The organism is Salinisphaera sp. PC39 (assembly GCF_040361335.1).
Lineage (GTDB): Bacteria > Pseudomonadota > Gammaproteobacteria > Nevskiales > Salinisphaeraceae > APNM01.
The window spans coordinates 164,159-178,749 of sequence record NZ_APNM01000002.1 but is presented as its reverse complement, the minus strand read 5'-3'; the positions used below and the strand labels follow the sequence as shown (position 1 = coordinate 178,749).

Genomic DNA, 14,591 nt, shown 5'->3' with positions numbered 1-14,591 from the left:
GCGAAACATGAAATCCGTGCGGCCTCGCGGCCGCACGGTCACGCCCTACTCCTCGCCTTGATCCTTGGCCGTGTCGCTCGCAGCGGCGCCATCCGAGACTTCGGTCTCGGCCTCGGCCTCCTCGGCCGACGCCGATGCCGGCGGCAGGTCGAGCAGGCCGCCGCGCTCGCGACGGCGCTGCTCGTGGTACGCCAGGCCGGTGCCGGCCGGGATCAGGCGACCGACAATGACGTTCTCCTTCAGGCCGCGCAGATCGTCGCGGGCGCCGCGCACGGCTGCCTCGGTGAGCACGCGGGTGGTTTCCTGGAAGGAGGCCGCCGAGATGAAGGACTCGGTCGACAGCGAGGCCTTGGTGATGCCCAGCAACAGGCGCTCGCACGTCGCCGGCTGCTCGTCCTTGGCCCGCACCCGCCGGTTTTCCTCCAGCAGGCTCTGGTACTCGATCTGCTCGCCCTGCAGGAAGCGGGTATCGCCCGGATCGACGATCTCCACCCGTCGCAGCATCTGCCGGATGATCACCTCGATGTGCTTGTCGTTGATGCGCACGCCCTGCAGGCGGTAGACGTCCTGGATCTCCTTGACCAGGTACTCCGCCAGCTTGGGAATGCCCTGCAGACGCAGGATATCGTGCGGCATCGGCTCGCCGTCGGAGATGATCTCGCCCTTCTCCACGTGCTCGCCCTCGAACACGTTGATCTGGCGCCATTTCGGGATCAGCAGCTCGGTCTCGTGGCCGTCGGCGTCCACGATCTTGAGCCGCTGCTTGCCCTTGGTGCCCTCGCCGAAGCGGATGGTGCCCGCGGCTTCGGCCAGGATCGCCGGCACCTTGGGCTTGCGCGCCTCGAACAGGTCGGCCACCCGCGGCAGACCGCCGGTGATGTCGCGGGTCTTAGACGACTCCTGCGGGATACGGGCGAGGATGTCGCCCACCACCGTCTGCTGGCCGTCCTCGACCACGACGATCGCCTTGGGCGGCAGCGAGTAGGCCGCCGGGATACTGGTGCCCGGGAAGTGCAGGTCCTTGCCCTTGTCGTCGACCAACTTGACCACCGGCCGCAGGTCCTTGCCCTGCTGACCGCGGGACTGGGTCTCGGTGACCACCAGGGTGGACAGGCCGGTGATGTCGTCCACATCGCGGGCGACGGTGACGCCCTCGATGAAGTCCTGGAACTTCACCGTGCCGGCCACCTCGGTCACGATCGGGTGGGTATGCGGATCCCAGTCCGCCAGACGGTCGCCCGAAGCCACGGGGTCGCCGTCCGCCACCCGGATGGTGGCGCCGTAGGGGATCTTGTAACGCTCCTTCTCGCGGTGATTGGCGTCCAGCACGCCGATCTCGCCGGAACGCGACACCGCGACCAGATGCCCGCCCTCGGCATGCTCCACGGTCTTGATGTTGTGCAGCTTGGCGGTACCGTCGGACTTGGCCTCGACGCCGTCGGCCGCGGCCGCGCGGGAGGCGGCGCCGCCCACGTGGAAGGTCCGCATGGTCAACTGCGTGCCCGGCTCGCCGATCGACTGCGCGGCGATCACGCCCACGGATTCGCCGATGTTGACCTTGTTCCCGCGTGCCAGGTCGCGGCCGTAGCACTGCGCGCACACGCCGAAGGCGGTCTCGCAGGTGATCGGGCTGCGCACGTGGATCTCGTCGATGGAATTCTGCTCCAGCGACTCCACCAGGGCCTCGTCCAGGAGGGTACCGGCCTCGACCAGCACCCCGTCGCTGCCGGGCAGCGTCACATCGCTGGCCACGACCCGTCCCAGCACCCGCTCGCGCAGGGGTTCGACCACGTCGCCGCCCTCGACGATCGGGTACATCCAGACGCCCTCCTCGGTGCCGCAGTCGTTCTCGGTGACGACCACGTCCTGGGAGACGTCCACCAGGCGCCGGGTGAGATAGCCGGAGTTGGCGGTCTTGAGCGCCGTGTCCGCCAGGCCCTTGCGGGCGCCGTGGGTGGAGATGAAGTACTGCAGGACGTTGAGACCCTCGCGGAAGTTCGCGGTGATCGGGGTCTCGATGATCGAACCGTCCGGCTTGGCCATCAGGCCGCGCATGCCGGCCAGCTGCCGGATCTGCGCGGCGGAGCCGCGGGCGCCGGAATCGGCCATCATGAAGATGGAGTTGAACGAGGTCTGCTCGACCTCGTTGCCCTCGGCATCGGTCACCGCATCGGTGCCGAGCCGGTCCATCATCGCCCCGGCGATCTGCTCGTTGGCGCGCGACCAGATGTCGATCACCTTGTTGTAGCGCTCGCCCTGGGTCACGAGACCGGAGGTGTACTGCTCCTCGATCTCCTTGACCTCGTCCTCGGCGCGCTCGAGGATCGCGTCCTTCTCCGGGGGCACGACCATGTCGTCCAGGCAGATGGAGATGCCGGCCTTGGTCGACATCCGGAAGCCCGTGTACATGATCTGGTCGGCGAAGATCACGGTCTCCTTGAGGCCGACATTGCGGTAGGCGCCGTTGATCACCTCGCTGATCTGCTTCTTGTCCAGCTCGCGGTTGATCAGCGAGAAGGGCATGCCGGGCGGCAGGATCTCGGACAGCAGGGCACGGCCGACAGTGGTCTCGACCAGCTCGGGCTCGCCGATGACCCGTTCGCCGTCCTCGCCCAGGGTCACGTCCGCGATGCGGACCTTGACCTTGGCCTGGAGATCGACGACGCCGGAATCGTAGGCGCGGCGCACCTCGGTGACGTCGGCGAAGATCATGCCCTCGCCCGTGGCGTTCACGCGCTCGCGGGTCATCCAGTACACGCCCAGCACCACGTCCTGCGTGGGCACGATGATGGGCGCGCCGGAGGCCGGCGACAGGATGTTGTTGGAGGCCATCATCAGCACGCGGGCCTCGAGCTGCGCCTCCAGGGACAGCGGCACGTGCACCGCCATCTGGTCGCCGTCGAAGTCGGCGTTGAAGGCGGTGCAGACCAGCGGGTGGAGCTGGATCGCCTTGCCCTCGATCAGCACCGGCTCGAAGGCCTGGATGCCCAGGCGGTGCAGCGTGGGCGCGCGGTTGAGCATGACCGGGTGCTCGCGGATCACCTCCTCGAGCATGTCCCAGACTTCCGGCTCCTCGCGCTCGACCATCTTCTTGGCGGCCTTGATGGTCGAGGCCAGGCCCAGGCGCTGCAGGCGCGAGAAGATGAACGGTTTGAACAGCTCCAGGGCCATCTTCTTGGGCAGGCCGCACTGGTGCAGCTTGAGCGTGGGGCCGACCACGATCACGGAACGGCCCGAGTAGTCCACGCGCTTGCCCAGCAGGTTCTGCCGGAAACGGCCCTGCTTGCCCTTGATCATGTCCGCGAGGGACTTGAGCGGGCGCTTGTTGGAGCCGGTGATGGCGCGACCGCGGCGGCCGTTGTCGATCAGCGCGTCCACCGACTCCTGCAGCATGCGCTTCTCGTTGCGCACGATGATGTCGGGGGCGTTGAGCTCCAGCAGCCGGCGCAGACGGTTGTTGCGGTTGATCACCCGCCGGTACAGGTCGTTGAGGTCCGACGTGGCGAAGCGTCCGCCGTCCAGCGGCACCAACGGCCGCAGGTCGGGCGGCAGCACCGGCAGCACCGTGAGGATCATCCATTCCGGCTTGTTGCCGGACAGCAGGAAGCTCTCGATCAGCTTGAGGCGCTTGCCCAGGCGCTTGATCTTGGTCTCCGAACCGGTGGCGTTCATCTCCTCGCGGAGCTTGGCCGCCTCGGTCGAGAGATCGAGATGCTTGAGCAGCTCCAGCACGGCCTCGGCGCCCATGCGCGCGTCGAATTCGTCGCCGTACTGCTCGACGGTGTCCAGGTACTCCTCCTCGGTGAGCAGGGTGCCCGTCTCCAGCGGCGTCATGCCGGGATCGATGACCACGTAGGCCTCGAAGTACAGCACCCGCTCGATGCCGCGCAGCGGCATGTCCAGCAGCAGGCCGATGCGCGACGGCAGGCTCTTGAGGAACCAGATGTGCGCGACCGGCGAGGCCAGCTCGATATGGCCCATGCGCTCGCGCCGCACCTTGGTCTGGGTGACCTCGACGCCGCACTTCTCGCAGATCACGCCGCGGTGCTTCATGCGCTTGTACTTGCCGCACAGGCACTCGTAGTCCTTCACCGGCCCGAAGATGCGGGCGCAGAACAGGCCGTCGCGCTCCGGCTTGAAGGTACGGTAGTTGATGGTCTCCGGCTTCTTGACCTCGCCGAAGGACCAGGACCGGATCGTGTCCGGCGACGCCAGACCGATCTTGATCGCGTCGAACTCCTCGACGTGGTCCTGGGTCTTGAACAGGTTCAGTAGGTCTCGCATGGCATTCTCACGCTGGGTGCGCCAATAATTCCTTCACGCCTCTCACCGGCGGCGAGAGGGCTTCAATCAAGTACCGTCCCCCTCTCCCCGCCGGGGAGAGGGCCGGTGTGAGGGGCAAACTCACTGCAGCCCTCTTTCGGTTTCCCCCGCAAGCAGGGGAAAGGACGCGGTGTCGCTTGCGCGACTGTCCGTCATTCGTCTTCCTCGAGCTCGATGTCCAACCCGAGCGACCGGATCTCCTTGGTCAACACGTTGAAGGACTCCGGCATGCCGGCCTCCATCTGGTGGTTGCCGTCCACGATGTTCTTGTACATCCGCGTCCGGCCGGAGACGTCGTCGGACTTCACCGTCAGCATCTCCTGCAGGGTGTAGGCCGCGCCGTAGGCCTCCAGGGCCCAGACCTCCATCTCGCCGAAGCGCTGGCCGCCGAACTGGGCCTTGCCGCCCAAAGGTTGTTGAGTAACCAGCGAGTACGGCCCGGTGGAACGCGCGTGCATCTTGTCGTCCACCAGATGGTTGAGCTTGAGCATGTACATGTAGCCCACGGTCACCGGCCGGCTGAAGGCTTCGCCGGTGCGCCCGTCGATCAGGGTCGCCTGACCGGTCTCGGGCAGGCCCGCGAGCTTGAGCATGCGCCGGATCTCGTCCTCGTGCGCGCCGTCGAACACCGGGGTGGCCATGGGCACGCCGCTGGTCAGGTTTCGGGCCAGGGTCAGCACCTCGTCGTCGGTGAGGCTGCCGATGTCCTCCTGACGCGCACCGTCGCCGGCGTAGATTTCCTCGAGGAACTTGCGCAGGTCCGACACGGCCCGCTGCTGCTCGAGCATCTCGTCGATGCGCTCGCCCAGGCCCTTGGCGGCCCAGCCCAGGTGCACCTCCAGGATCTGGCCGATGTTCATGCGCGAGGGCACGCCCAGCGGCGACAGCACCACGTCGACCGGGGTACCGTCCTCCAGGTGCGGCATGTCCTCGACCGGCACGATCTGGGAGACCACGCCCTTGTTGCCGTGGCGGCCGGCCATCTTGTCGCCCGGCTGGAAGCGACGCTTCACCGCCAGATAGACCTTGACCATCTTGAGCACGCCCGGGGCCAGCTCGTCGCCCTGGGTGATCTTCTCCTTCTTGGAGGCGAAGCGACGGTCGAACTCGGCCTTCTGGTCCTTCAGACGCTTGGCGATGGCCTCGAGCTGGGCCTGGGCCTCCTCGTTACGCAGCCGGATGTCGAACCACTTGTCGCGCTCCAGCTCGTCCAGGTAGGCGGCCGTGATCTTGGCGCCGGCCTTGAGCTTGGACGGGCCGCCGTCGGCGGTCTTGCCCAGGAGCATGGTCCGCAGACGGTCGAAGATGTCGTCCTCGAAGATGCGGAGCTGATCGTTCAGGTCCTTGCGCACCGAGGTGATCTCGTCATCCTCGATCGACAGGGCGCGCGCATCCTTGTCGACGCCGTCGCGCGTGAACACGCGCACGTCGATCACGGTACCGTCCATGCCCGGCGGCACGCGCTGCGAGGTGTCCTTCACGTCCGAGGCCTTCTCACCGAAGATGGCCCGCAGCAGCTTTTCCTCCGGCGTGAGCTGGGTCTCGCCCTTGGGCGTGACCTTGCCCACCAGGATATCGCCGGCCTTGACCTCGGCGCCGATGTAGGCGATCCCGGACTCGTCCAGCTTCTGCAGCGCCGCCTCGTTGACGTTGGGGATGTCGCCGGTGATCTCCTCGGGCCCGAGCTTGGTCTCGCGGGCCACGCAGGTCATCTCCTCGATGTGTACCGAGGTGAAGCGGTCTTCCTCGACCACCCGCTCGGAGATCAGGATCGAATCCTCGAAGTTGTAGCCGTGCCAGGGCATGAAGGCGGCCAGGAAGTTCTGGCCCAGCGCCAGCTCGCCCAGGTCGGTGGACGGGCCGTCGGCGAGCACGTCGCCGCGCTCGATCACGTCGCCCGGCTTCACCAGCGGCTTCTGGTTGAGGCAGGTGTTCTGGTTCGAGCGGGTGTACTTGACCAGGTTGTAGATGTCCACGCCCGGCTCGTTCGGGTTGGTCTCGTCGTCGCCGACCCGGACCACGATGCGCGCGGCGTCGACCTTGTCGACCAGGCCGCCGCGGCGGGCGGTCACGGCATTGCCGGAGTCGATCGCCACCTTGCGTTCGATGCCGGTACCCACCAGGGGCTTCTCGGCCCGCAGGCAGGGAACGGCCTGGCGCTGCATGTTGGAACCCATCAGCGCGCGGTTGGCGTCGTCATGCTCCAGGAACGGCACCAGCGAGGCCGCCACCGACATGATCTGCTTCGGCGACACGTCCATGTACTGGACGCGCTCCGGCGAGGCCATGGTGAACTCGTTCTGATGCCGGCAGGACACCAGCTCACTGGTGAGATTGCCCTTCTCGTCGGTCTTGGCGTTCGCCTGGGCGATCACGTAGCGCCCTTCCTCGATCGCCGACAGGTACTCGACCTCCTCGGTGACCTTGCCGTCCACGACCTTCCGGTACGGCGTCTCCAGGAAGCCGTACTCGTTGGTGCGGGCATAGACGGACAGCGAGTTGATCAGGCCGATATTCGGACCTTCCGGGGTCTCGATCGGGCAGATGCGGCCGTAGTGGGTCGGGTGCACGTCGCGCACCTCGAAGCCGGCGCGCTCGCGCGTCAGGCCGCCCGGACCCAGCGCCGAGACCCGGCGCTTGTGGGTGACCTCGGACAGCGGGTTGTTCTGATCCATGAACTGGGACAGTTGCGAGGAGCCGAAGAACTCCTTGATCGCGGCCGCCACCGGCTTGGCATTGATCAGGTCCTGCGGCATCAAGCCCTCGGATTCGGCCAGGCTCAGGCGCTCGCGCACGGCGCGCTCGACCCGGACCAGACCGGTGCGGAAGGCGTTCTCGGCCATCTCGCCCACCGAGCGCACGCGACGGTTGCCCAGGTGGTCGATGTCGTCGGTTGCGCCGATGCCGTTGCGGATGCTGATCAACTCCCTCAGCACGTCGGCGATGTCCTCGTTGGACAGCACCGACTCGCCGGTGACCTCGTCGCGACCGAGGCGCCGGTTGAACTTCATCCGGCCGACGGCGGACAGGTCGTAGCGCTCGGGGTTGAAGAACAGGTTCTGGAACAGGCCCTCCGCGGCATCCTTGGTCGGCGGCTCGCCGGGACGCATCATGCGGTAGATCTCCACCAGCGCCTCGAGCTGCGAGGTGGTGGGGTCGATCTGAAGGGTATTCGAGATGTACGGCCCGTGATCGAGGTCGTTGATGTAGAGCGTGGGCACGTCGACCACGCCGGCCTCGCGCAACTGCGCCACGAGCTCATCGGTGATCTCGTCGTTGGCGCCCGCCAGCAGCTCGCCGGTGTCCTGGTCCACGATGTTGCGGGCGAGGATCTTGCCCACGAGGTAGGACTCGGGCACCACCAGCTTGTCGACGCCGGCCTCCTCGAGCTGCTTGATATGGCGCACGGTGATACGGCGCCCTTCCTCGACGATGGTCTTGCGGCCGGCCTTGATGTCGAAGGTCGCGGTCTCGCCGCGCAGGCGCTCCGGCACCAGTTCCATCTCGACCTTGTCCTTGCCGAGGTGGAACATGTTGGTCTCGTGGAACATCTCCAGCATCTGCTCGGTGTCGTAGCCGAGCGCGCGCAGGAGGATGGTCGCCGGCAGCTTGCGGCGCCGGTCGATGCGCACGAAGACGTTGTCCTTGGGATCGAACTCGAAGTCGAGCCAGGAGCCGCGGTAGGGGATCACCCGGGCGGAGTAGAGGAACTTGCCCGAGGAGTGGGTCTTGCCGCGGTCATGATCGAAAAAGACACCGGGCGAGCGGTGCAACTGATTGACGATAACCCGCTCGGTCCCGTTGATGATGAAGGTGCCGGTGTCGGTCATGAGCGGCAGTTCGCCCATGTAGACTTCCTGCTCCTTGATGTCCTTGACCGGCTTGGGGTTGGCCTTGCTGTCCTTGTCGTAGATCACCAGGCGCACGGTGGTGCGCAGGGGCGCCGAGTAGGTCAGCCCGCGCACGCGGCACTCCTTCTCGTCGAACACCGGCTCGCCCAGGCGATAGCTGACGTACTCCAGGGCGGCGCTGCCGGAATAGCTGGCCATCGGGAAAACCGACGACAGGGCACCGTGCAGCCCGACCTCGGCGCGTCCGTTGGAGGCCACGCCCTCCTGCAGGAACTGGCGGTACGAATCCAGCTGCGTCGCCAGCAGGAACGGCAGCTCCAGGACGGAGCGCTGCTTGGCGAAATCCTTGCGGATGCGCTTTTTATCGGTGAAGGAGTAGGCCATGACAGTCAAAACCTCGTTGCGTCACGCTGCGGGGAGGCAGCGGCCCTGGGAGGCCCGGCCAACCGCCGGACCCCTTTCGCGACAAAACGGCAAAGGGCCGGCGGCGAAGGCCACCAGCCCAATCCCGGGTTCTAGTGTCGGAATGCGGTCGGAAACAAGTCTCACTCTATGATATCACCCACCGGCCGGGCTGGGAACGCGCGTCGGACATCCGCACGCATGCCGCAGCCCTGACCGCGGGAGATCGATCTTTGTGCGGCAATCAAGCCGCTCCGACCTCGTCAGAGCGCCGGGGTTCCCGAAGGAGACCCCGGCTCTCGTATCGCGCGGCCGGAGTGATTGATTTCTGGCAGCAAAAATCAATCACTTGAGCTCGACGGTCGCTCCGGCCTCTTCCAACTGCTTCTTCATTTCCTCGGCGTCGTCCTTGGCCACGCCTTCCTTGACGGTCGCGGGCACACCCTCGACCAGCTCCTTGGCCTCCTTGAGACCCAGGCCGGTGATGGCACGCACGGCCTTGATGGCGCCGACCTTGTTCTCGCCGAAGCTGGACATGACGACGTCGAACTCGGTCTTCTCCTCGGCGGCCTCGGCAGCCTCACCGCCGGCGGCACCGCCGGCGGCCACGGCGACCGGCGCCGCGGCGGACACACCGAACTTCTCTTCCATCATCTCGACCAGCTCGACGATGTCCATCACGGACATCTCGCTGATCGCCTCAAGTACCTCTTCTTTGCTAGCAGCCATTACTAAACTCCTAAAGTCGTTGTGATTCGTGATTGGTGATCCGTGATTCGCAAGAACCACTTATCCGACCAATCACGGCTCACTGATCACTGATCACGTTGATTAAGCGGCCTGCTTCTGGTCGCGGACCGCGGCCACGGTGCGGCTGAACTTGGCGACCGGCTCGCGGGTCGTGGACGCCAGCTTCCTGATCGGCGCCTTCATCACGCCCATCAGTTGCGCCAGCGCCTGATCGCGAGTGGGCAGCTTGGCCAGACGGTCGAGCTGATCCCCGGGCAGCAACTGCCCGGAGAACGAGATCGCCGTCACGTTCAGCGCCTCCGCCTGCTTGCGGAAATCGCTGATCACGCGCGCCGCCGAACCCGGATCCTCGAGCGAAAAGCCCAGGATGACGGGGCCGACGAAGGCCTCGCTCATGCACTCGTAATCGGTTCCCTTGATCGCCAACCGGGCCAGATTGTTCTTGATCACCTTCAGGTAGGCCCCGTTCTCGCGGGCCTGCAGCCTCAGGCGATCCATCTGGCCGGCGGTCAGACCGCGGTACTCCGCCAACACGGCGGAATGCGCGCGGCCGGCCACCTCGTTGACCTCCGCAACCATGGCCTTCTTGGCTTCGAAACTCATGGCCATAGCCATTCACTCCTCGTCGGTTCGCGGCGGCTCGCGCCGCCACTGCCAGTAAGACGGGCACCACTCGCGCGGCACCCGCTCAACGGCGGGCTCACGGTCGGACCGCGAACACACCGTCTGCGTCGGCCGGCGTCGATTCGCCTTTGAGCCGCGCCCGTTCGCGAACGGACGGACACGGCACCGGACGGTCTTTGACGGCACAGCCGTGACGAGTCAGCGGGCTGCGCAGCAAAGCACTCTTTTGCGTCGTGATTGGTGATTTGTGATTGGTGATTCCGGGAACCACCAGCCACTCCAATCACGAGTCACTAATCACAAATCACGCTGCCAAACCGGAATGATCCACGGTCAGACCGGGACCCATCGTGGTCGACAGCGTCACCTTCTTCAGGTAGATGCCCTTGGCGGTACTCGGCTTGGCCTTCTTGAGGTCCGCGATGAGCGCGCCGAGGTTCTCCGTCAGGGCCTGGGTATCGAAATCCACCTTGCCGATGGCGCAGTGGATGATGCCGGCCTTGTCGGTGCGGTACTGCACCTGGCCGGACTTGGCGTTCTTGACCGCGGTGGCGACGTCGGCGGTCACCGTGCCGGTCTTGGGGTTGGGCATCAGGCCCTTGGGACCCAGGATCTGGCCCAGCTTGCCCACCACCGGCATCGCGTCCGGACTGGCGATGACCACGTCGAAGTCGATCTCGCCGCCCTGCACGCGCTCCGCCAGATCCTCGTAGCCGACGATGTCGGCGCCGGCCTCGCTCGCCTTGTCGGCATTGTCGCCCTGCGTGAACACCGCCACGCGCACGCTCTTGCCGGTGCCGTTGGGCATCACGGTGGAACCGCGCACCACTTGATCGGACTTGCGCGCGTCCACGCCCAGGTTGACCGCGACCTCGACGGACTCGGTGAACTTGGCGTTGGCCAGCTTCTTGAGGGTCTCGATCGCCTCGTCGAGGGCATACACCTTGACCGGATCGACCTGCTCGCGGATCGCGGCCTTACGCTTGGATATCTTCGCCATGGCTTAGCCCTCCACCTGCAGACCCATGCTGCGGGCGCTGCCCGCGATGATCTTCACCGCCGCGTCCATATCCGCGGCGTTGAGGTCCGGCCACTTGGCCTTGGCGATCTCCTCGAGCTGGGCGCGGGTGACCGTACCCACCTTTTCCTTCAGCGGGTCGCCCGAGCCCTTGGCCACCTTGGCGGCCTTCTTGAGCAGGATCGACGCCGGCGGCGTCTTGCGGATGAAGGTAAAGCTGCGGTCGGCATAGACGGTGATCACCACCGGGATCGGCAACCCGGCCTCGGTGTCCTGGGTCTCGGCGTTGAACGCCTTGCAGAACTCCATGATGTTGACGCCGTGCTGACCCAGCGCCGGGCCCACGGGCGGACTCGGATTGGCCTGCCCCGCCGGCACCTGCAGCTTGATATAAGCCTGGATTTTCTTAGCCATTGCTACTCCTTGCGGGTGCAAACGCCTGACACGAAGGTCAGGCTCCCCGGTTCAGTCCCGGAAAAGGGAAAACGGGAAACGGAAGACGCCGAATCCATGCCTTCCGTCTTCCGTTTTCCGTCTCCCGTCTTCCGTACCTACCCCTTCTCCACCTGCGAGAAGTCCAGATCCACCGGCGTCGACCGCCCGAAGATCATGACCGCCACGCGCAGACGGTTCTTGTCGTAGTTGACCTCTTCCACGACGCCGTTGAAATCGGCGAAGGGGCCGTCGATCACACGCACTTCCTGACCCGGCTCGAACAGGGTCTTGGGGCGCGGCTTCTCGACGCTCTCTTCGACGCGGTTGAGGATCGCCGCGGCCTCCTTGTCCGAGATCGGCGCCGGCCGGTCGGCCGTGCCGCCGATGAAACCCAGCACCTTGGGCACGTTCTTGACCAGGTGCCAGGTCTCGTCGTTCATCTCCATCTGCACCAGGACATAGCCGGGGAAGAACTTGCGCTCCGTCGTCCGGCGCTGCCCTTCCTTGACCTCGACGACCTCCTCGGTCGGCACCAGGATGTCGCCGAAATAATCCTCCATGCCATGACGCTTGACATGCTCCGCCAGCGACTTCTTGACCTGGTTCTCGTATTGCGAATAGGCGTGAACCACGTACCAATGCTTGGACATCACCAACACCTTGAACTAGCGACCGACCTAGCGGCCGGTGAGCAGTTTCACGCCCCAACCCAGGACGACGTCCAGGGCCCAGATGAACACGGCCAGGACGAGCACCACGACGATCACCATCAGCGTGGTCTGGATCGTCTCCTGGCGATTCGGCCAGACCACCCGGCGCAACTCGGTGCGCGATCCCTGTATATAGGCCCAGCCGACCTTGCCGATCGCGCTCTGCAGGGCGATCACCACGGCCACCGCCGCGCCGGCCAGCATTCCCAGGACCCGCACGAGATCGCTGTACTGGGTCTCGAACCAGTAGTATCCGAAAATGCTGGCCCCCAGCACCGCGATGGCCAGCCACAGCAGCGCCGTGTCCAGCGCGGATCCGCCTTGTTCCTCCTGGGATGCCACGATATCTGCCTTTGTCTAGGGGTCGGCCGACGACCGAATGGCAGGCCAGGAGGGACTCGAACCCCCAACCTGCGGTTTTGGAGACCGCTGCTCTGCCAATTGAGCTACTGGCCTACGGAAAAGGTGGCGGATAGTACCACAATGGCCGATGGGCGCAAGGCCCATCGGCCGTGATCGGTGACTCGTGATCCGTGAGTGGCGGCCGACTCTGGCGAATCACCCGTCACCCATCACGAATCACTAGAAAATCACTCGGTGATCTTCGTCACCACGCCGGCACCCACGGTGCGGCCGCCCTCGCGGATCGCGAAGCGCAGGCCCTCTTCCATGGCGATCGCGTGGATCAGCTCCACGTTCATCGTCACGTTGTCGCCCGGCATCACCATCTCCACGTCCGCCGGCAGCTCGCAGGTGCCCGTCACGTCCGTCGTGCGGAAGTAGAACTGGGGACGATAGCCCTTGAAGAACGGCGTGTGGCGGCCGCCCTCTTCCTTCTTCAGCACGTACACCTCGCACTCGAACTTCGTGTGCGGGGTGATGCTGCCCGGCTTCGCCAGAACCTGGCCGCGCTCGATGTCCTCGCGCTTCACACCACGCAGCAGCACGCCGATGTTGTCACCCGCCTGACCCTCGTCAAGCAGCTTGCGGAACATCTCCACGCCCGTGACCGTGGTCTTGACCGTGTCCTTGATGCCGACGATCTCGATCTCCTCGCCAACCTTGACGATGCCGCGCTCCACGCGGCCCGTGGCCACCGTGCCGCGGCCCGAAATCGAGAACACGTCCTCCACCGGCATCAGGAAGTCGCCGTCCACCGCGCGCTCGGGCTCCGGAATGTACTCGTCCATCGCCCGAACCAGCTTGGCGATCGATTCGATCCCGTGCTCGCCCTCGTCGCCTTCCAGCGCCTTCAGCGCGCTGCCCACGATGATCGGCGTGTCGTCGCCGGGGAAATCATAGGCGTCCAGCAACTCCCGGACTTCCATCTCCACCAGCTCCAGAAGCTCCGGGTCGTCCACCATGTCCGCCTTGTTCAGGTAGACCACGATGAACGGCACACCCACCTGGCGCGCCAGAAGAATGTGCTCGCGCGTCTGCGGCATCGGACCGTCCGCCGCACTCACCACGAGAATCGCGCCGTCCATCTGCGCCGCACCCGTGATCATGTTCTTCACGTAGTCCGCGTGACCCGGGCAGTCCACGTGCGCGTAGTGGCGCTTCTCCGACTCGTACTCCACGTGCGCCGTCGCAATCGTGATGCCGCGCGCCTTCTCTTCCGGCGCGTTGTCAATCTGGTCGAAAGCTCGCGCCTCCGATCCAAACAGCTTGTTCGACACCACCGTCAACGCCGCCGTCAGCGTCGTCTTGCCATGGTCCACGTGACCAATCGTGCCCACGTTTACGTGCGGCTTGGTGCGCTCGAATTTTGCCTTGGACATTGCTTGCCTACCTTTATCTTTCCAAGAACCCTTAACCCCCTCTCCCCTTTGGGCAGAGGGCTGGGGTGAGGGGGAAAATTCACCGCACCCCCTTTCGGTTTCCCCCGCTTGCGGGGGAAAGGACGAAGTGTCGCTGCGCGACAACTATGTCATGGAGCCCAGGAGCGGACTTGAACCGCCGACCTCTCCCTTACCAAGGGAGTGCTCTACCGGCTGAGCTACCTGGGCGTTTTATCAAATTACAGGTTACAGGGGACAGGTTACAGACAATATGGAAAGGCGCCGGCTGCTGCCCCATCCGCTCTATACCTGTCCCCTGTAACCTGTAACCCGTAACCTGAGTGCCTGGAGCGGGCGACCGGAATCGAACCGGCATCATCAGCTTGGAAGGCTGAGGTTCTACCGTTGAACTACGCCCGCGATTCCCAGGGGCCAGGTTACAGGTCACAGGGAACAGGGAGGAAACCGGCGCCAACGCCGCCAACCCTGCAACCTGCCCCCTGCAACCCGCACCCTGAATCATCTGGTGGAGGGGGAAGGATTCGAACCTTCGAAGGCTAAGCCGGCAGATTTACAGTCTGCTCCCTTTGACCGCTCGGGCACCCCTCCGCTCCGGGAACTCGCGGCACGTCCGGCTCGGATGCACGGACGGCCCGAAGGCCCCAAAGAGCCGCGTATTCTTGTGAATCGGCAAGGC

At 65.3% G+C, this 14,591-nt stretch carries 9 protein-coding genes and 4 tRNA genes; all 13 read right to left on the bottom strand.

All coding sequences use genetic code 11. The features are described 5' to 3' along the window. Positions 1 to 45 precede the first annotated feature (45 nt). The 13 genes from rpoC to PC39_RS03120 all read right to left on the bottom strand — a co-directional run bounded on the left by rpoC (position 46) and on the right by PC39_RS03120 (position 14,503). Positions 46 to 4,284, bottom strand: coding sequence for a DNA-directed RNA polymerase subunit beta' (gene rpoC, locus PC39_RS03180; RefSeq protein ID WP_353251912.1), 4,239 nt, complete (start codon positions 4,282 to 4,284; stop codon positions 46 to 48). 191 nt (positions 4,285 to 4,475) lie between these two features. Next, positions 4,476 to 8,558: a DNA-directed RNA polymerase subunit beta gene (gene rpoB / locus PC39_RS03175; RefSeq protein WP_353251911.1), complete on the bottom strand. Its 4,083-nt coding sequence runs from the start codon at positions 8,556 to 8,558 to the stop codon at positions 4,476 to 4,478. 363 nt (positions 8,559 to 8,921) lie between these two features. Further along, the gene (rplL, locus tag PC39_RS03170) at positions 8,922 to 9,305 is read right to left on the bottom strand and encodes a 50S ribosomal protein L7/L12 (RefSeq protein ID WP_353251910.1); all 384 of its coding nucleotides are present in this window, start codon (positions 9,303 to 9,305) and stop codon (positions 8,922 to 8,924) included. 102 nt (positions 9,306 to 9,407) lie between these two features. Next, positions 9,408 to 9,935, bottom strand: coding sequence for a 50S ribosomal protein L10 (gene rplJ / locus PC39_RS03165; RefSeq protein WP_353251909.1), 528 nt, complete (start codon positions 9,933 to 9,935; stop codon positions 9,408 to 9,410). Between the two features lie 319 nt (positions 9,936 to 10,254). Then, complete coding sequence (gene rplA, locus PC39_RS03160; RefSeq protein ID WP_353251908.1) at positions 10,255 to 10,950, bottom strand: 50S ribosomal protein L1; 696 nt, start codon at positions 10,948 to 10,950, stop codon at positions 10,255 to 10,257. A 3-nt stretch (positions 10,951 to 10,953) separates the two neighbouring features. Continuing rightward, positions 10,954 to 11,382: a 50S ribosomal protein L11 gene (gene rplK / locus PC39_RS03155; RefSeq protein ID WP_353251907.1), complete on the bottom strand. Its 429-nt coding sequence runs from the start codon at positions 11,380 to 11,382 to the stop codon at positions 10,954 to 10,956. Positions 11,383 to 11,519: 137 nt separating this feature from the next. Further along, entirely contained in the window at positions 11,520 to 12,053 is a 534-nt protein-coding gene (gene nusG, locus PC39_RS03150) for a transcription termination/antitermination protein NusG (protein WP_353251906.1), read from the bottom strand. Between the two features lie 27 nt (positions 12,054 to 12,080). Then, positions 12,081 to 12,455, bottom strand: coding sequence for a preprotein translocase subunit SecE (gene secE, locus PC39_RS03145; protein ID WP_353251905.1), 375 nt, complete (start codon positions 12,453 to 12,455; stop codon positions 12,081 to 12,083). A 38-nt stretch (positions 12,456 to 12,493) separates the two neighbouring features. Next, a tRNA-Trp gene (locus PC39_RS03140) sits at positions 12,494 to 12,569 on the bottom strand. 134 nt (positions 12,570 to 12,703) lie between these two features. Next, a complete protein-coding gene (gene tuf, locus PC39_RS03135) occupies positions 12,704 to 13,894 on the bottom strand; it encodes an elongation factor Tu (RefSeq protein WP_353251904.1) in 1,191 nt (396 codons plus the stop codon). A 152-nt stretch (positions 13,895 to 14,046) separates the two neighbouring features. Beyond that, positions 14,047 to 14,122 (bottom strand) — tRNA-Thr (locus PC39_RS03130). A 118-nt stretch (positions 14,123 to 14,240) separates the two neighbouring features. Continuing rightward, positions 14,241 to 14,314: transfer RNA gene (locus PC39_RS03125), tRNA-Gly, on the bottom strand. A gap of 104 nt (positions 14,315 to 14,418) precedes the next feature. Continuing rightward, a tRNA-Tyr gene (locus PC39_RS03120) sits at positions 14,419 to 14,503 on the bottom strand. Positions 14,504 to 14,591 lie beyond the last annotated feature (88 nt).